This window comes from Bradyrhizobium sacchari (genome assembly GCF_002068095.1).
Lineage (GTDB): Bacteria > Pseudomonadota > Alphaproteobacteria > Rhizobiales > Xanthobacteraceae > Bradyrhizobium > Bradyrhizobium sacchari.
Window position 1 is genome coordinate 135,898 of record NZ_LWIG01000026.1, and the last position, 17,921, is coordinate 153,818.

13 protein-coding genes are annotated in these 17,921 nt (G+C 64.4%); 8 read left to right on the forward strand and 5 right to left on the reverse strand.

All coding sequences use genetic code 11. The annotated features are described in order from the left end of the window. Together A5906_RS24660 and A5906_RS24665 are read left to right on the forward strand one after the other, a co-directional pair. The coding region (locus A5906_RS24660) for a polysaccharide deacetylase family protein (RefSeq protein WP_136615501.1) at positions 1–799 on the forward strand (799 nt) is incomplete at its 5' end. A 7-nt stretch (positions 800–806) separates the two neighbouring features. Next, the gene (locus A5906_RS24665) at positions 807–1,370 is read left to right on the forward strand and encodes a dihydrofolate reductase family protein (protein WP_080137867.1); all 564 of its coding nucleotides are present in this window, start codon (positions 807–809) and stop codon (positions 1,368–1,370) included. A 96-nt stretch (positions 1,371–1,466) separates the two neighbouring features. Here A5906_RS24665 and A5906_RS24670 read toward each other — a convergent pair whose 3' ends face one another. The 3 genes from A5906_RS24670 to A5906_RS24685 all read right to left on the reverse strand — a co-directional run bounded on the left by A5906_RS24670 (position 1,467) and on the right by A5906_RS24685 (position 6,742). Further along, positions 1,467–3,452 carry a tetratricopeptide repeat protein gene (locus A5906_RS24670; RefSeq protein ID WP_080137868.1) on the reverse strand — a complete coding sequence of 662 codons (1,986 nt, stop codon included), beginning with the start codon at positions 3,450–3,452 and terminating at the stop codon, positions 1,467–1,469. 224 nt (positions 3,453–3,676) lie between these two features. Further along, positions 3,677–4,129: a DoxX family membrane protein gene (locus A5906_RS24675; protein ID WP_080137869.1), complete on the reverse strand. Its 453-nt coding sequence runs from the start codon at positions 4,127–4,129 to the stop codon at positions 3,677–3,679. Positions 4,130–4,429: 300 nt separating this feature from the next. Then, positions 4,430–6,742 (reverse strand): NADP-dependent malic enzyme, encoded by a 2,313-nt coding sequence (locus tag A5906_RS24685; RefSeq protein ID WP_080137871.1) that lies wholly within the window; start codon positions 6,740–6,742, stop codon positions 4,430–4,432. 246 nt (positions 6,743–6,988) lie between these two features. Here A5906_RS24685 and A5906_RS24690 point away from each other — a divergent pair, with 246 nt between their 5' ends. Further along, positions 6,989–8,965 (forward strand): hypothetical protein, encoded by a 1,977-nt coding sequence (locus tag A5906_RS24690; protein WP_080137872.1) that lies wholly within the window; start codon positions 6,989–6,991, stop codon positions 8,963–8,965. A 205-nt stretch (positions 8,966–9,170) separates the two neighbouring features. Here A5906_RS24690 and aspS read toward each other — a convergent pair whose 3' ends face one another. Next, entirely contained in the window at positions 9,171–10,943 is a 1,773-nt protein-coding gene (gene aspS / locus A5906_RS24695) for an aspartate--tRNA ligase (RefSeq protein WP_080137873.1), read from the reverse strand. 195 nt (positions 10,944–11,138) lie between these two features. Between aspS and A5906_RS24700 the strand changes: the two genes are divergently transcribed. From A5906_RS24700 to A5906_RS24720, 5 genes are all read left to right on the forward strand, one after another. After that, complete coding sequence (locus A5906_RS24700; RefSeq protein WP_080138255.1) at positions 11,139–12,611, forward strand: protein adenylyltransferase SelO; 1,473 nt, start codon at positions 11,139–11,141, stop codon at positions 12,609–12,611. 214 nt (positions 12,612–12,825) lie between these two features. After that, entirely contained in the window at positions 12,826–13,677 is an 852-nt protein-coding gene (locus A5906_RS24705) for a phosphodiesterase (protein WP_080138256.1), read from the forward strand. 1 nt (position 13,678) lies between these two features. After that, positions 13,679–14,629: a carbohydrate ABC transporter permease gene (locus A5906_RS24710; protein ID WP_080137874.1), complete on the forward strand. Its 951-nt coding sequence runs from the start codon at positions 13,679–13,681 to the stop codon at positions 14,627–14,629. Beyond that, positions 14,626–15,495 (forward strand): carbohydrate ABC transporter permease, encoded by an 870-nt coding sequence (locus A5906_RS24715; RefSeq protein ID WP_080137875.1) that lies wholly within the window; start codon positions 14,626–14,628, stop codon positions 15,493–15,495. Before A5906_RS24710 ends, A5906_RS24715 begins: the two co-directional genes overlap by 4 nt. A 10-nt stretch (positions 15,496–15,505) precedes the next feature. Then, positions 15,506–16,840 (forward strand): ABC transporter substrate-binding protein, encoded by a 1,335-nt coding sequence (locus A5906_RS24720; RefSeq protein WP_080137876.1) that lies wholly within the window; start codon positions 15,506–15,508, stop codon positions 16,838–16,840. 64 nt (positions 16,841–16,904) lie between these two features. Here A5906_RS24720 and A5906_RS24725 read toward each other — a convergent pair whose 3' ends face one another. Further along, complete coding sequence (locus A5906_RS24725) at positions 16,905–17,897, reverse strand: zinc-dependent alcohol dehydrogenase family protein (protein WP_080137877.1); 993 nt, start codon at positions 17,895–17,897, stop codon at positions 16,905–16,907. Positions 17,898–17,921 lie beyond the last annotated feature (24 nt).

Genomic DNA, 17,921 nt, shown 5'->3' on the forward strand with positions numbered 1-17,921 from the left:
GGCGCGCGCCGCTTGCAACACACCTGGCGCGCTCGGCGTTGCCCGCACGGTCGAGATCGACACCACGGGCGGTCCTGGGTTCGGCTTCGAGCATTTCAAGGAGCTCGACTTCCTGCGCGACAAGGAGGTCGTGCTGACCTTCGACGACGGCCCCTGGCCGAAGAACACGCCCGCCGTGCTGAAGGCGCTCGCCGATGAATGCACCACCGGCATCTTCTTCTCGATCGGCAAGCATGCCACCTACGAGCCGGAGATCCTGAAGCAGGTCTATGCGGCGGGCCACACGGTCGGCACCCACACCTGGTCGCACGCCAACCTCAACAACAAGAAGCTCACCGAAGCGCAGCGCAAGGAAGAGATCGAGAAGGGTCTTTCCGCGGTGAAATGGGCGCTCGGCGGCATCTCGCCCTCGCCGTTCTTCCGCTTCCCGGCGCTCCAGCATCCGCCGGAGATGGTCACCTATCTCGGCAACCGCAACACGGCGATCTTCTCCTGCGATATCGATTCCTTCGACTTCAAGGCCTCCAAGCCCGAGAAGGTGATCGAGACGGTGATGAAGAAGCTCGATGCCAAGGGCAAGGGCATCGTGCTGATGCACGACTTCCAGAAGCACACCGCCGAAGCCCTGCCCGAGCTGCTCAAGCGCCTGAAGGCCGGCGGCTACAAGGTGGTGGCGATGCGCGCCAAATTCCCGGCATCGACGCTGCCCGAATACGACCAGGAGCTGCTCAAGGACGTCAAGCTGCCGACGGTGAGCCAGCGCCCGGTCAATTCCGTGGTGACGACCGTTTCCGAATAGTCGGCACTTGTCGCTTCGTATCGAAGGCTACGTCATCGTTTCCGCGGACGGCATGCTCGCCGACGCGAGCCATGTCATGCCCGACACCCTGAAGTTCGAGGGCGACAAGCTGTTCTTCGAGCAGGCGCTCGATCGTGCCGCGCTGATCGTGCACGGCCGGCACTCCCACGAGCAGCAGCCGAATTCGCCGAAGCGCAAGCGGCTGATCCTGACCCGCAAGATCAAGCCCCTCACCGTCGATCCGGAGATGCCGAACGCGACATTGTGGAATCCGGATCACGCGAGCTTCGAGGAGGCCTGCGCCTTCGCCGACGTCGCCTCCGGCACCGTCGCTATCATCGGCGGCCCCGTCGTGTTCGACATGTTCATGGACCGCTACGACACGTTCTGGCTGTCGGAAGCGCCGCATCTGCGCCTGCCCGGTGGCGAAGGCTGCTTTGTCGGCGTGCCGGAGCGGACGCCGCATGAGGTGCTGGCATCACACGGGATGAAGCCGGGCGCGCCCTTCCTGCTCGATGCGGCCCATGACGTCACGGTGACGCCGTGGCGGCCTGCGAGAGCTTCCAACTAAGATTCGAAAAACAACCCCATGCACAGTACCGGTAGCAGGATACCACCTGCGCAACGCCCGGATTTGCCTGGCAAAACGAACGACGCCCCCCACGGTCTAGGAGCGCGCGATGCGCGAGAGAACGGACTTCCCGAGTTCAGCGCGCACGTCCTTGAGGACGCTTGACCAGTCGCCAGGCTGAGGTTGCCGGAACTGCCGCAGCGTCGGATACCAGGGGCTGTCGTCGCGGTTCAGCAACCAGCGCCAGCACCGATCGAAGCGATTGAGCAGCCAGACGGAGCGGCCAAGCGCGCCTGCGAGATGCGCGGCCGCGGTATCGACACTGATCACCAGATCCAGTGCCTCGACCAGCGCGGCGGTTTCGCCGAAGTCGTGGAGATCGTCGGTCCAATCGTGCAAGGACAGACCGGCCGGTGGCGACTGGCTGGCCGCCGCTCCCTTCTGCAATGATACGAAACTCACCCCCGGCAGGTCCGCCAGTTCCGCAAACTGGGCGAGCGGCATGGATCGGCGGCGGTCGCCGCTCATCGTTTGATTGCCCGCCCAGGCGAGGCCGACCCGCAGGCCGTCGAGCTGCCCGACCCGCTGGCGCCAGTCCGCCACGCGTTGCGGATCGGCCCGCAGATAGGATGCTTGTTGCGGGATCGTTTCGAGCGTGACGCCAAGGACGCGCGGCAGACTCATCAATGAGCAAGACAGATCGAATGACGGCAGCGGATCGCCAAGGGCAACGATGCTCTCGATTCCCGGCAGCCTTGCCAGGAGCGGCACCAACGGCCGCTGAACCTCGAGCACGACCCGCCGCCCCGCAGCAATGTCCGGCACGAAGCGACAGAACTGGAGCGTGTCGCCGAGGCCCTGCTCGGCATGAAGCAGCAGGACCCGATCACCGATATCTCCGCCATCCCAGAGCGGCTGGCGGAAGCCGCGAAGCTGCGACTTCTTCCGGTCCTGCTTCCACCGCCACTCATATTCCCGCCATCCCTCGTCGAACTGGCCGTCCAGCAACAGCGCGACGGCGAGGTTGAAATGCGCGTCGGCATAGTCGGGCCTTTCCGACACCGCCATTCGCAAGCTCCGAATGGCTTCCTCAGGCCGCGCGAGATCAAGCTGCAAGGTGCCGAGATTATTGAGCGCCTGAGGCCAAGCCGGGTTGTGATCGAGAGCCGTCCGAAAGCAAGATTCCGCTTCGTGGAAACGACCTTGTTCGCGAAGGGCATTGCCCAGGGTCAGTTGCGCCTGCACATCGTCCGGCTTCAGACGCAAAGCTTCCCTGCAGCATGCTTCCGCTTCTTCCGGCCGCCCCTGCAGTCGCAGCAGGTCACTGAGATTGTTCAAGGCCTCGGGGAAAGATGAATTGAGCTTGCAGGCTTCACGAAGATTGACCGCCGCCTCGTCGAGGCGGCCCAATTTGATGAGAAGACCACCGAGATTACAATGGGCCGCCGCATATGTCGGATCGAGGCGCAGCGCCTCACGATAGCAACGCTCGCATTCCTCGAAAGCGGCCAGCTCGAACAGCGCCGCTCCAAGGTTCAAATAAGCCTCGGCAAAATCCGGCCTCAGCCGCAGCACCTGCCGAAACTCGCTGACCGCCTCGTCGAATTGCTTTCGCCTCACCAGCAGATTGGCGAGACTGAAACGGGCATCGACGTGATCAGGGGCGTATTGCAGCGCGAGCCGGTAGTGGGTCTCCGCACCCGCGATATCCCCGCACTCACCCGTCAGGATCGCAAGCTGAATGTGGACATCCAGATTGTCGGGCTTGTACAGCAGCGCGTCCTGATAGCTCGCGATGGCCTCGTCCCGGCGTCCGAGACCGTGCAGCGCGGCAGCCTTGCTGCTGTGATAGAAGCTGTTGCGAGGTTGAAGCTCGACGGCGCGGATGAAGAGATCGAGCGCCCTGTCGTGGTGACCGGCCTGGAGTGAGGCAATCCCCAGAAGGAAAATACAGTCCGCACGGTCCGGCTCGGATGCCAGTACCTGCAGATAGATCGCCTCCGCTTGCGGCAAGCGGCCCGCGCGATGGTGCGCAAGACCGGCCTCGACCGAGACGGAACCGGACGACTGTTCAACGTACATTGCGATGGGCCCGTCATCGATGCGAATACGTAAGGCGCGCGACAGATGCCCCGCTGAAGACCGGGGGACTCTCGAACGTGCCTTACGCCTCGCGATCACCCTGCCGCAACGACCTTGCGCGAAGCTGGGCACACCGGGAGCGACGGCGCTCGGCAGTCGCTGAACCGAGATTACGGCTTCGATTGCGTTGGATGCCAGCCATGCCGACGGGCGTGATATCTCAGCTACACGTCGCCGTAAGCCAACTCGGCCGGACGCGTGGTGCGGCCGTAGCCGATGATCATGCAGAGCGCACCGATGATGGAGAGGTTCTTGAGCGCGTCGACCAGCATCTTGGCGTTGTCGGGCGGCACCTGGTTCCAGAAGTCGTAGAACAGGACGGTTGCGACCGCGACATAGATGATCAGCAGCATCGCAAAGAAACGCGCACCGAAGTTCAGCGCGATCATCAGGCCTGCGATGACCTCGAGCCCACCCACCGCGATCGCCAACAGTTGCGGCGTGGTCATGGCAGTCGCCGTCTCGACCTGCTTGGCGTAGGGCGCGATGGCGTCAGGCACCACCACCTTGGTGGCGATGAAATCGGCGGTCGCCTGGATGGCAAACAGCTTGGTGGCGCCCGTGTAGATGAACAGCACGGCGAACAGGATCCGCCCGAAAGTCACGAACGCTGGCATGATCGGCCTCTTGGCTCAGGCTTTTTGAAATCGGAACTCGGACGAAAGCGCGAGGGATTATGATGAGTCGTCCGCCCGTTTACAAACGGGGAAATGGCGAACTGTTTTGAAAAGATTGAAGTGCGGATGCACGGGAGGTCTGCTCCCTCGCCCCGCTTGCGGGGAGAGGGTTGGGGTGAGGGGGAGCCTCCTCGGGGACGGTGAGAGTTGGACTCGCGGAGAGTCCCCCTCACCCGGATCGCATCCGTCCATGCGATCCGGCCTCTCCCGCAAGCGGGGAGAGGCGAAGAGATCGCGCCCCTACGTAAACAACGTCGGCTGCTGACGTGCCGCGCGCTCCTGCGCTTCCACGACCGCGACCGCCGTCATGTTGAGGATGCCGCGCGCGGTCACCGAGGGCGTCAGGATGTGTGCCGGGCGCGCCGGGCCGACCAGGATCGGGCCGACGGGCAGCGCGTCCGCCAGCGACTTGATCATCTGATAGGCGACGTTGGCGGTGTCGAGGGTCGGCATGATCATGATATTGGCCTCGCCCTCGAGCTTGGAGTGCGGCAGGACCATGCGACGGGCGGCGGCGGAGAGCGCGGTGTCGCCCTGCATCTCGCCATCGGCCTCGATCTCCGGATGCTTCTCCTTCAAGAGCTGAGTCGCCCGGCGCATTTTGCGCGAGGATTCGGTGTCGTAGCTGCCGAAATCCGAGTGCGAGACGAAGGCGATCTTCGGCTTGATGTTGAAGCGCTGGACGTGGACCGCGGCGAGCGAGGCGATCTCGGCAAGCTCCTCCGCGCTCGGATTGGGGCGGACCTGCGTGTCGGCGATGAAGAAGGCGCCCTTGCTGGTGATCAGCAGCGCCAGCGCGGCGTAATCGCTGATCCCCGGGGAGAAGCCGACGATCTCGCGGACATGGCGCAGATGGCTCATGTAGCGGCCCTCGACGCCGCAAAGCATCGCATCCGCCTCCCCGCGCGTCACTGCGAGCGCGGCGATGACCGTGTTGTTGGTGCGCACCACGGTGCGGGCCGCATCCGGCGTCACGCCGCGACGGCCGGCGACCTCGACATAGGACTGCACATAGGAGCGGTAGCGCGGATCGTCCTCGGGATTGACGAGGTCGAAGTCACGGCCCGCCTTGATCGAGAGGCCGAAGCGCTTGATGCGCGCCTCGACCACCGAGGGACGACCCACCAGAATGGGTCGCGCCAGTTTCTCTTCCAGCACGACCTGCGTCGCGCGCAGCACGCGCTCGTCCTCGCCTTCTGCGTAGATCACGCGGACCGGCTGGGTCTTGGCCTTCGCGAACATCGGCTTCATGACGAGGCCGGAGCGGAAGGCGAAACGCTCGAGCAGCGCGCGATACTCGTCGAAATTGGTGATGGGGCGCGTTGCAACGCCGGACTCCATCGCCGCCTTTGCGACCGCCGGCGCAATACGTAGAATCAACCGTGGATCAAACGGGCTGGGGATCAGCGAGCCGGGACCGAAACCGCCCGTCTCGCCGGTGTCGAGGCTGCTTTGTGAAACGGCGTCGGACGGCGCCTCGCGCGCGAGCTGCGCGATGGCCTCGACAGCAGCGTGCTTCATCTCCTCGTTGATGGCGCTTGCGCCGACGTCGAGCGCGCCGCGGAAGATGAAGGGGAAGCAGAGGACGTTGTTGACCTGGTTCGGATAGTCCGAGCGGCCGGTGCAGATCATGGCATCGGGCCGCACCTTGCGCGCCTCCTCCGGCATGATCTCAGGGGTCGGGTTGGCAAGCGCCATGATCAGCGGCTTCTCGCCCATCGCCTGCGCCATCTCCGGCTTGAGCACGCCCGGTGCAGAGAGGCCGATGAAGATGTCGGCGCCGCCGATGACGTCGCCGAGCGTGCGCTTGTCAGTCTTCTGCGCATAGACCGCCTTCCAGCGGTCCATCGAGGTGTTGCGGCCTTCATGCACGAGGCCGTCGATGTCACAGACCCAGATGTTCTTGCGCTGCGCGCCCATCGACACCAGCAGGTTCAGCGTCGCGATCGCGGCCGCCCCTGCCCCCGACGCCACGATCTTGACCTCGGACAGCTTCTTGCCGTTCAGCCTGAGGCCGTTGGTGATGGCGGCGGCGACGATGATCGCGGTGCCGTGCTGGTCGTCATGGAAGACCGGGATCTTCATGCGCTCCTTCAGCCGCGCCTCGATCTCGAAGCATTCCGGTCCGCGGATGTCCTCCAGATTGATGCCACCGAAGGTCGGCTCGAGCGCCGCCACCGTCTCGACCACGCGGTCGATGGTGTCGGCGGCGATCTCGATGTCGAACACGTCGATGCCGGCGAATTTCTTGAAAAGGACCGCCTTGCCCTCCATCACCGGCTTGGAGGCCAGCGGGCCGATATTGCCGAGGCCGAGCACTGCCGTGCCGTTCGAGACCACGGCGACCAGATTGGCGCGGGTGGTCAGCGTGGCAGCCTCGGCCGGGTTCTTGGCGATCTCGGTGCAGGCCGCCGCAACGCCCGGGGAATAGGCAAGCGCGAGGTCGCGCTGGTTGGCAAGCGGCTTGCTCGCCTGGATCTCGAGCTTTCCGGGGCGCGGCAGACGATGATAGGCGAGCGCCGCCTGGTGGAGATCATCAGAATAGGACGACATGCGGTGTCTCGCCTCGCGTTACCGGCCTCAAAATGCACGATCCGGAGCAATCGTCCAAGCGGAGGGTATTTCCGGGTCGTGGAAACGGGATGAAGCACGGCCGAAGGCCCGGTGGCAACATCCGATTGCGCCCCCATCAACAGAGCGCACGGTCAAATATCTGAAAATCATAGCTTTCCCTGGACCGCCCGGCGTTTCGCGAATATGGCAGGTTGCGCAGTGCAAAACGAGCAACTGGAGCTGGGAATGAAGCGAATCCTGATCGGCCTGATTGTGGCAGCCGTGCTCGCTGCGGGCGGATGGTTCGGCTTCAACCTCTACGCCCAGCATCGCGCCACCGCGGAGATCGAGGCGGCGTTCGAGCAGATCCGCAAGCAGGGCGGCAAGGCGAGCCACGGCAAAATCGGGTTCGATTTGCCGAGTCGCACCCTGACGATCGAGGATATCGCCGTCGAGCCGAGCGAGCAGTCGCGGATGCAGATCAAGCTTGCCCGCGTCAAGGCGACCGGCCTGCGTCAAGGCAACGACGCGCAGTTTTCTGCCGATACCATCGATGTCTCGGACATCGAGTTCTCAATCGACAGCGCCGTGGGCCCCTCCCGGATGAAGGCCAACTACAAGGCTACGCAGGCCACCATACGAGACTACGCCGGGGCAATCAGGGCCCGGGCGCTGCCGGCGTCAAACGCCGTCACCGATCTCTATCGATTTGGCCTCGAACAGTTCAGCAGCATTTCGGCGTCCTCGATCGAGGTGCCGACCATTGCCGTCACCATCGTCAGCAAGCCCGATACGGCCAGGCCGGAACGTGGCGATCTCGGCTATTCGGGGCTTGCGATGAAAAATCTCCGGCGCGGCAAGGTCGAAACGACCAAGGTGGACCGGCTCGCCTTTACGTTCAAAACGGCGCAGCCGGGCAAGTCTGACCAGCTGACGGGAGAGCTGTCGAATCTGGCGATGAGCGATTTCGATGCAGCCGGAATGCTCATCGCGCTCGACCCGGACAAGGCGAACGACGACAGCTACCATCCGCTCTACAGGCAAGTTTCGACGGGACCTTACACGGTGGCGTCCGGGGATGTTCGCCTGCAGGTGGAAGGCATCTCCATCGACGACATCGGGATGCAGCCGTCAAAATTCCGGATGGCCGAGATCCTTGCCATGCTGCCTCAGGATCCGTCGGTGCCACCAGCGCCGGCTCAGGCGCGCGAGATGATGGAGAAGCTCGCCGGCTTCTATGAGGGCCTCCACGTCGCCAAGATCGAAATCGGCAAGACGTCGATCACGACACCGCAGGGGACTGGCAGGATCAACGTGGTCAGATACCGGGACGGCGACTTCGCGGTCGAAGGCGTCGATACACCCTCGCCGCAAGGTCAGTTCAAGATGGAGCGCTTCGCGCTGAAGTCCTTCAGCGTGGTGAACCTGATGCGGTGGGCCGCCGGCCTCACCAATCCGGGACAGACTCCCTCGCCCGATCAGATGCTAGGCCTGTTCCGCGTGCTCGAAGGCGCCGAGATCAAGGGCGTGGTCTCGCCATACAAAAACACGCGGCAGCTCGTCACCGTCGATACGATCAGCCTGGACTGGGGTCAGTTGGTCGGGTCGATCCCGAGCAAGGGCAATCTGGTCGTGAGGATGGTCACGCCCACCGATCCCGACAGCCCGGCGCAGGAGCTGTTGACCATGGCAGGCGTCGACAAGCTCGCGATCGATCTCGACCTCGGTGCGGCCTGGACGGAGTCCTCGGGCGTCTTCGCGCTCGCACCGGCCACCATCGATCTCGGCAATCTCGCCAGGGCGAAGGCGCGCCTCGCGCTCGCCAACGTGCCGCGCGGCCTGTTCACGACCGATCCGGCGCAGGCCATGAGCCAGGCCGAGCAGATCGAGACCGGCGCGATTGAGTTCTCGCTGCGCGACAACGGCGTCGTCGATCTCGTCGTGGCGCAGTTCTCAAAGATGCAGAACCTCAGCCGCGATGCCGCGCGCAGCACCATCGTCGAGATGATCCGCGCGCAGGGCGAGAAGATCGCAGCCTCCAACCTCGACGCCAGGGTCGCAGTCGATGCCCTCGCCAGCTTCGTCGAAACGTCGGGGCAGACGCTGACCATCAGGCTGACGCCGTTCGGCAAGCTGCCGGTGCTTCAGCTGATGGATGTCCTCGAGAACGAGCCGATCATCGCGCTGGCGCAGTTCAGGATCGAGGCGTCGACGGGGTTGTGAGTCACATCCCGGCGCAAGGGATGGCAGTTGAACTAGCGAAAATCCCTCCCCGTCATTGCGAGCGCAGCGAAGCAATCCAGAGCCCCTCTGCGGAAAGATTCTGGATTGCTTCGCTGCGCTCGCAATGACGATGTGGAGAGAGCCTTCCCCGCGTCCGCCTTCGCTGAAGCTTCGGCGAGAGATGCGCGGGAGAGGCGAAGCGAGCTCACTTCTGCGGCAGGTTCACCCGAATATGCAGCTCGCGGAGCTGTTTTGTGGTGGCTTCCGACGGCGCGCCCATCAGGAGGTCCATGGCCTGTTGGTTCATCGGGAACAGCGATATCTCGCGCAGATTCGTGGTGCCGCAGAGCAGCATCACGATGCGGTCGACGCCCGCTGCCATGCCGCCATGGGGCGGCGCGCCGTACTGGAAGGCGCGGTACATGCCGCCAAAGCGCTCGACCACTTCCTGCTCACCGTAACCTGCGATCTCGAACGCCTTCACCATGGCTTCCGGCACGTGGTTGCGGATGCCGCCCGAGGCGATCTCGTAGCCGTTGCAGCAGATGTCGTACTGGAACGCCTTGATGGTCAGCGGGTCCTGGCCCTTCAGCGCCTCGAGGCCGCCCTGCGGCATCGAGAACGGGTTGTGCGAGAAGTCGACCTTCTTGTCCTCCTCGTTGTACTCGTACATCGGGAAGTCGACGATCCAGGCGAGCTCGAACCGCTCCTTGTCGGTGAGGTTCAATTCCTCGCCGACCTTGTTGCGGGCAAGGCCAGAGAACTTCCAGAACTTGTCGGGATCGCCGGCGACGAAGAAGGCGGCATCGCCCTCCTTGACGCCGAGCTGCGCGCGGATCGCAGCGGTGCGCTCAGGCCCGATGTTGTTCGCGAGGGGACCTGCGCCCTCGCCGCCCTCGCGCCACATGATGTAGCCGAGTCCGGGCTGGCCCTCGCCCTGCGCCCACGAGTTCATGCGGTCGCAGAAGGCGCGGCTGCCGCCGCCTGCGGCCGGGATCGCCCAGACCTGGTTCTTTGGGTCTTCGAGCATGCGCGCGAACACCTTGAAGCCCGAGCCGCGGAAATGTTCGGAGACGTCCTGCATCTCGATGGGATTGCGCAGGTCCGGCTTGTCGCTGCCGTATTTGCGCAGCGCCTCGGCGAACGGGATGCGGCGCCAGTTCTTGGTGACCGGCTTGCCCTTGGCGAACTCCTCGAACACGCCGGTGATCACCGGCTCCATCGCCGCGAACACGTCTTCCTGGGTGACAAAGCTCATCTCGACGTCGAGCTGGTAGAACTCGCCGGGCAGACGGTCGGCGCGCGGGTCCTCGTCGCGGAAGCAGGGCGCGATCTGGAAGTAGCGGTCGAAGCCGGACATCATCAGCAGCTGCTTGTATTGCTGCGGCGCCTGCGGCAGCGCGTAGAACTTGCCGGGATGGATGCGCGAGGGCACCAGGAAGTCGCGCGCGCCTTCCGGCGAGGACGCGGTCAGGATCGGCGTGTTGAACTCGAAGAAGCCCTGCCCCTCCATGCGCCGGCGCATCGACTTGATAATCTCGACGCGCGTCATGATGTTCTGGTGCAACTTCTCGCGACGCAAATCGAGGAAGCGGTACTTCAGGCGGATGTCTTCGGGATATTCCTGGTCGCCGAAGACGGGCAGCGGCAGGTCGCCGGCCGGGCCCAGCACCTCGATTTCGCTGACATAGACCTCGACCTTGCCGGTCGGCAGATCGTCATTGTCGGTGCCTTCAGGGCGGCGGCGGACCTTGCCGTCCATCTTGACCACGAATTCCGAGCGCAGCTTTTCGGCCAGCGAGAACGCCGGCGAGTCCGGGTCGACCACGCACTGGGTCAGGCCGTAATGGTCGCGCAAATCGATGAACAGCACGCCGCCATGGTCGCGAACGCGATGGACCCAGCCCGAGAGGCGGATGGTCTCGCCGATGTTGCTCTCGCGGAGCGCGCCGCATGTATGTGACCGGTAGCGATGCATGGTCGTCCCAAAATCAATGTCGGAGGAAGCGAATCGAACGGCCCAAGCGGCCGGTCCGAAGTTGCGGCAGGGTTTACCCGACGAGACCCGAGGCGGCAACCAAGGGAACGGCCCGATTTGGGCTGGAAGTGCCCATTTTTGGCCGATCGGGCCTCAAGCCTTTGCCATCAGGCGTTCCAGCCCTATCTTGAGGCCATGACGGTCCATTTTCCCTTCCAGAACTCCTATTCTTCGCTGCCGGACAGCTTCTTTGCCCGCGTCGCGCCGACCCCTGTCGCCGCCCCCCGGCTGATCAAGCTGAACCGGCCCCTGGCGGTCCAGCTCGGGCTCGATCCCGACCTATTGGAGACCCCCGAAGGTGCCGAGATCCTGGCCGGGAAAACGGTTCCGGCCGGGGCCGATCCCATCGCCATGGCCTATGCCGGCCACCAGTTCGGGCAATTCGTGCCCCAGCTCGGCGACGGCCGCGCCATCCTGCTGGGCGAGGTCATCGACAAGGACGGCGTCCGCCGCGACATCCAGCTCAAGGGCTCGGGACCCACCCCGTTCTCCCGCCGCGGCGACGGCCGTGCGGCGCTCGGGCCGGTCCTGCGCGAATACATCGTCAGCGAGGCGATGTTCGCGCTGGGCATCCCGACCACCCGCTCGCTCGCCGCCGTCGTCACCGGCGAACACGTCATCCGCGAGACCGCGCTGCCCGGCGCGGTGCTGACCCGCATCGCCTCCAGCCACATCCGCGTCGGCACCTTCCAGTTCTTTGCCGTCCGCCGCGACACCGAGGCGATCCGCCGGCTCGCCGACCACGTCATCACGCGCCACTATCCGGACCTGCTCCATGCGCAGCGGCCCTATCACGACCTGCTCGCAGCCGTCGTCGCGCGCCAGGCCGAGCTCATCGCGCGGTGGCTGCTGGTCGGCTTCATCCACGGCGTGATGAACACCGACAACTCATCGATCTCGGGCGAGACCATCGATTACGGTCCGTGCGCTTTCATGGACGCCTACAACCCTTCGCAGGTGTTTTCCTCGATCGACGAGATGGGCCGCTACGCCTATGCCAACCAGCCGCGCATCGGCTTGTGGAATCTGACTCGCCTTGCCGAATGCCTGCTGCCGCTGTTCTCCGACGACCAGGAGAAGGCGGTCGCCGAGGCCCAGGACATTCTGGGCGCCTTCTCCGAGACGTTCGGCAACGCCTATCAGGCTGGCCTGCGCAAGAAGGTCGGCCTGTTCACGACGCGCGACGGCGACGAGGCGCTGATCCAGGACCTGCTGGATGCCATGGCGAAGAACCAGGCCGATTTCACCCTGACCTTCCGCAAGCTCGGCGAGGCCGCAGGCGATGACGGCGCCGACGTCCGCGCCCAGTTCATGGAGCCCGCAGCCTTCGACGAGTGGGTTGGACGCTGGCGCGCGCGCATCGCGCTGGAGCCGCAGACCGGCGCCGAGCGGCAGGCCGCCATGCACGCCGTCAACCCGATCTTCATCCCACGCAACCACCGCGTCGAAGCCGTGATCCAGGCCGCGGTGAACGATGACAATTACGCGCCGTTCGAGGAATTGGTGAAGGTGCTGGCCAGGCCATACGACGACCAGGCGGACTACGCCGCCTACGCCGATCCGCCGCTGCCGGACCAGCTTGTGTTGCAGACGTTCTGCGGCACCTGAAAACCAATCCCAGCGTCGTCCAATCACACAACTTGAAGTGGCTTCACTGAGATGGACTAGCCTTCGGCTGGTCCTGCATTCTTTGCGCGCGCTGTGGACACGTCCCATCCACGGGAACCGCTGTCATCAAACTGAAACACACGCGCTCTAACGGGCTGGCAGCCCCGTCCTGCCGGCGGCGCCCATGCTCAAGACAGTCCCGACAAAGCCCGCCATGCCCTTCAAATTCATCCATATCACCGACACGCATCTCGCGAATCCCGGGCTGAAGCTCTATGGGCTCGATCCGCGCGCCCGGCTGGATGCGGCGATCGCCGACATCAACAAGCACCAGTCCGACGCTGCATTTGCGGTCGTGACCGGCGACCTCACCCATTGGGGCGAAGCTCAATCCTACGCCAATTTCGCCGACGCCATGGCCGCGCTGAAAATTCCGTACATCGCCATGGTCGGCAATCACGACAAGCGCGTCGCCTGCCTCGACGGCCTCCGGGCCGCGCCGCGCGATGCCAACGGCTTCGTGCAGGGCACGCGTACCACCGAGCATGGCCTGTTCGTGTTCCTGGACACGCTGGACGAGACCAGCAACGCCGGCGAGATGTGCGAAAAGCGCCTCGGCTGGCTCGCGAGCACGCTCGCTGCCGCACCCGCCGACGAGCAATTCGTCGTGTTCATGCACCACCCGCCCTTCCCGGTCGGTGTCCACGCCATGGACGAGATCGCGCTGAAGCAGAGCGCCGAATTCGCGGAAGTCATCGCGCCCTACCGCTCGCGCATCCGCCACCTCTTCTTCGGCCACGTGCACAGGCCGATCTTCGGCAGCTACGGCAAGATCCCGTTCTCGACGCTGCGCGGCACCAATCACCAGGTCTGGTTCGAGCTCGACGCCGCCGCCACCGAGCATCTCGCCAGCCACGAGCCGCCGGCCTACGGCGTTGTGCTGATCGACCAGGAGAATCTGGTCGTGCACAGCCACGACTTCCTCGACACCAGTCTGCGCTTTCCCTTCGAGCCACCGGCAGGCGTGAACGGCCGCGACTACGCGCTCAATTTCCGGGCGCCATGAGATGAGCCTCGCTGAACCCGCGGCTCTCCCGGTCGCGACGTCGGCGGCACCGCGTCTGCACATCCTGAAGCGGTTCTCGAACCGCTTCAAAGCCTCGCTGCCTGCCTATCTGCTGCTCTTGCCGTCGCTGGTCTTCCTCGCGCTGTTCACCTATGGCGCGATGGGACGCGTCGTCATCGACGCGCTCTACCAGCGCGCCACGCCCAAGGCGCCTGTGCGCTTCGTCGGCCTTGAGAACATCAGCGCGGTGCTCGCCGACCCCGCCTTCACCGGCGCCGTCGTCAACAATCTGATCTACGCCGTCGGCACGGCGGTGCCGAGCATCGGACTTGCGCTGCTGTTCGCGCTGGCGCTGTCACGCACCCATGCGGTGAACAGCGCGCTGCGCGCCGCCTTGTTCCTGCCAGTGCTGATCCCGATGGTCGCGGCGTCCGCGCTGTTCCTGTTCATCTTCCTGCCCAATGTCGGCCTGCTCGACTATTACATCGGCCGGCTGCTGCCGGTACTGCCGAACTGGCTCGGCGACCCCGACATCGCGCTCTACGCGATCATGATCATCACGGTCTGGAAGAACGCCGGCTATTACATGCTGTTCTTCCTCGCTGGCCTCCAGGCCGTGCCCGAGGATGTCATGGAGGCGGCGCATCTCGACGGCGCGGGGCCTTATCAGCGCCTGCGCCACATCATCCTGCCGGAGCTCAAGCCCACCTTCCTGTTCGTCACCGTCATCGCAATTCTCAACGCGGTGACGCAGGTCGACCACGTCTTCGTCATGACCCAGGGCGGGCCGTCCAACTCGACCAATCTCGTGCTGTTCTACATCTACCAGCAGGCGGTCGAGCACTACGACGTCGGCAAGGCTTCGGCGGCGACGCTGCTGACCCTCGCCGCGCTGATGGGCCTCACCGCACTCTCCTTCCGTACCATGGCGAACCGGGAGGGCGGGCCATGAAGCTGATCGATGCGCTGTGGAAGGACGCCCCGCTCGCCACCCGCGGCGAGATCACGCCCAAGCTCGGCTTCCTGCTGACCGTGCTGCTCGCGATCGTCTGGCTGATCCCGTTCCTCTGGATGGGCGTGGCAACGCTGCGCCCGGCCTCGGACGGCATCAACGCCATGGCCGAGCTGATGCCGAGCCTCAAACCCACGCTCGACAATATCAGGGACGCCTGGGAGATCGGCGATTTCCCGCGCTACACCCTCAACACCACGATCATCTGCACCGGCATCCTGCTGGTTCAGTTCGTCACGATCACGCTGGCAGGCTTTGCCTTCGCCCGCCTGGACTTCGCCGGCAAGACGCTGATCTTCTATTTGTTCCTGATGCAGCTGATGCTGGTGCCGGTGCTCCTGATCGTGCCGAACCTGAAGCTCGTTGCGCAACTCGGTCTCTACGACACGCTCACTGGGGTGATGATGCCGTTCTTCGCCTCGGCCTTCGGCACCTTCCTGATGCGGCAGGCCTTCGAGGCGATCCCGACCGAGCTGGAAGACGCCGCCCTGATCGACGGCGCCAGCCTGTTCCAGCGCATCCGCCACATCTACGTGCCGCTGTCGATGCCGAGCTTCTCGGCGTTCGCCATCATTTCCGTCACCAGCCACTGGAACGACTTCCTGTGGCCGCTGATGGTGATCAACTCGCCCGACAAGCGGCCGCTCACGGTCGGTCTCTCGGTGTTCACCAAGACCGCCGAAGGCACACAGGCCTGGGGCACCATCGCCGCGGGCACGCTCATGGTGATCGCGCCGCTGCTCGTCACCTTCCTGGTCTTCCAGAAGCGCTTCATCAGCTCTTTCGTCACCTCAGGCATCAAATAGGAGATTTCCGATGCTGTTCTCCCGCAGGCTCATGCTCGGCCTTGCCATGGCAGGCTCTTTTGCCAGCGCCCTCGCCTTCCCGGCCCTCGCCGGCGAAGGTCCGACCGAGATCGATCTGTTCTTCCCCGTCCCCGTCGACGGCAAGCTCGCCCGCGACATGGGCAGCCTGATCAAGGAGTTCAACGAGACCCATCCCGACGTCAAGGCGACCGCCGTCTACACCGGCTCCTATGACGACACGCTGATCAAGACGCGCGCGTCGATCAAGGCCGGCAAGCCGCCGGCCGCCGTGATCATGTCGGCGAACTTCCTCCTGGACATGCAGATCGAGAACGAGCTCACCAATCTCGATCCCCTGATCGCCGCCGACGGCACCAGCAAGGAAAAATTCCTGGGCCAGTTCTTCCCGGCGCTGCAGGGCAACGCGGTGATCAACCGCTCAGTCTACGGCGTGCCCTTCCACAATTCGACGCCGCTGCTCTACATCAACGCCGACAAGGCCAAGGAAGCCGGCCTTGATCCGAACAAGCCGCCGCAGACCTGGGCCGAGCTCACCGACTGGGCCAAGAAGCTCACCAAACGCGAGGGTGACAAGGTGACCCAATGGGGCATCGCGATCCCCTGCGCCTACGACTATTGCGGCTGGATGATGGAAACGCTCACCATGAGCAATGGCGGGCGCTACTACAACGAGGAGTTCGGCGGCGAGGTCTATTACGACACGCCTTCGATGCTGGGGGCGCTCTCCTGGTGGAATGACCTCGTGAGCAAGCACAAGGTGCATCCCCCCGGCGCCACGCCCGGTCCGGCCGTCAGCACCTCCTTCATCTCCGGCAATGCCGCGATGATGATGCTCTCGACGGGCTCGCTCACTTACGTGCGCGACAACGCCAAGTTCGCCTACAAGGTCGCCTTCATCCCGCGCAACGTCCGCAACGCCGTGCCGATCGGCGGCGCCTCGCTGATCGTCCCGGCCGGTGTCGAGGCCGACAAGCAGAAGGCGGCCTGGACGCTGATCAAGTGGATGACCTCGCCCGAGAAGAGCGCCTGGTGGAGCCGTGCGACCGGCTATTTCGCGCCCAACATGGCCGCCTACAAGACGCCCGACATGGTCGACTTCCTGAGCAAGAACCCGGACGCCAAGACCGCCGTCGAGCAGCTCGACGTCGCAAAGCCGTGGTTTGCGACCTACAAGACCGTACCGGTCCGCAAGAACCTCGAGGATGAAGTGATGCTGGTCCTCAACGGCAAGAAGCAGCCGAAGGAGGCGCTCGCCGCCGCCCAGAAGGCCGCGGATGAGACGCTCAAGCCGTACAACGCAGAGACGTCGCTGAAGCTGCCGTAAGGGACTTCCTAGCATGGACAAGCCCGCGGCTGCGCGAAGCGCGGTCGCGGGCGTCATCCACTCCTCAGATCATCGTCACCACAATCTTGCCGAACTGCGTATTCGACTCCAGGAAGCGGTGCGCCTCGACGATGTCCTCGAACCGGAAAATCCGGGCGATAACAGGCTTCAATGCGCCATCCGATAGACCTTCGAGAATGAACGTCTTGGCCTGCGCCAGGCGCACGGGATCGCGGATGATCTGGTGCACAAGGTAGCCGCGCAACACCAGGCTCTTGGTCAACACGTTGAAGAGCGGAAACGGCGTCGGCTCGGGGCTCAATCCGCCATATTCGATCAGGATTCCGCCCGGCGCCATCGCCGCAGTCAGTGGCTCGAACGCGGGACCTCCTACGGCGTCGAGGACCACGCGGACACCGTTTGAACCGGCGATCGCGTCCAGCCGCGTCCCGATGTCCTCTTCATCCGACACGACGACATGGGCGGCGCCGGCATCGCGCAAGGCTTGCTGCTTCGCCGACGTCCGCGTCAAGGCAACCGGAATTGCGCCGACCCTGTTCGCGATCTGGATGGCGGCTAGTCCAACACTGCTCGATGCGGCCGTGATGGCGACGACGTCGCCTCGCTCAAGGCCGGCGATGTCAACCAATGCACCATAGGCCGTCAGATACTGCATCCACACCGCAGCCGCAGTCTCGAAACCCAGCTCCGGCGGATGCTTCACGACGAGTTCGGCCGGAAACGTCGCGAGCTCGGCATAGGCCGGCCATCGCACCATCGACAGCGGCGGCACAATGCTGACCGCGTCGCCCGGCACAAGGCCCACGACGTCTTCCCCAATGGCTTCGATAATGCCTGCCGCCTCTAGTCCGAGGCCCGATGGAAACGTCGCGGTTTCGATATACGTCCCTCTTCGCAAAAGCGCTTCCGCACGGTTGAGGCCGAGCGCCCTGACCCTGATCTGAACCTCGCCCTTCGCCGGCGGGGGCACATCGATGGTCTCGATGCGCAGCATCTCGGGACCACCATGTTGATGAAAGCGAACGGCGCGGGTCATGGACACACTCCAAAACAATTGAAC

Bases quoted from the DNA above. Each gene is read 5' to 3' on its own strand.
- A5906_RS24675 (WP_080137869.1), bottom strand. From the start codon at position 4,129: ATGCCAGCGTTCGTGACTTTCGGGCGGATCCTGTTCGCCGTGCTGTTC.
- A5906_RS24710 (WP_080137874.1), top strand. From the start codon at position 13,679: ATGAGCCTCGCTGAACCCGCGGCTCTCCCGGTCGCGACGTCGGCGGCA.
- A5906_RS24670 (WP_080137868.1), bottom strand. From the start codon at position 3,452: ATGTACGTTGAACAGTCGTCCGGTTCCGTCTCGGTCGAGGCCGGTCTT.
- A5906_RS24720 (WP_080137876.1), top strand. From the start codon at position 15,506: ATGCTGTTCTCCCGCAGGCTCATGCTCGGCCTTGCCATGGCAGGCTCT.
- A5906_RS24690 (WP_080137872.1), top strand. From the start codon at position 6,989: ATGAAGCGAATCCTGATCGGCCTGATTGTGGCAGCCGTGCTCGCTGCG.
- A5906_RS24685 (WP_080137871.1), bottom strand. From the start codon at position 6,742: ATGTCGTCCTATTCTGATGATCTCCACCAGGCGGCGCTCGCCTATCAT.
- A5906_RS24725 (WP_080137877.1), bottom strand. From the start codon at position 17,897: ATGACCCGCGCCGTTCGCTTTCATCAACATGGTGGTCCCGAGATGCTG.
- A5906_RS24700 (WP_080138255.1), top strand. From the start codon at position 11,139: ATGACGGTCCATTTTCCCTTCCAGAACTCCTATTCTTCGCTGCCGGAC.
- aspS (WP_080137873.1), bottom strand. From the start codon at position 10,943: ATGCATCGCTACCGGTCACATACATGCGGCGCGCTCCGCGAGAGCAAC.
- A5906_RS24715 (WP_080137875.1), top strand. From the start codon at position 14,626: ATGAAGCTGATCGATGCGCTGTGGAAGGACGCCCCGCTCGCCACCCGC.
- A5906_RS24705 (WP_080138256.1), top strand. From the start codon at position 12,826: ATGCCCTTCAAATTCATCCATATCACCGACACGCATCTCGCGAATCCC.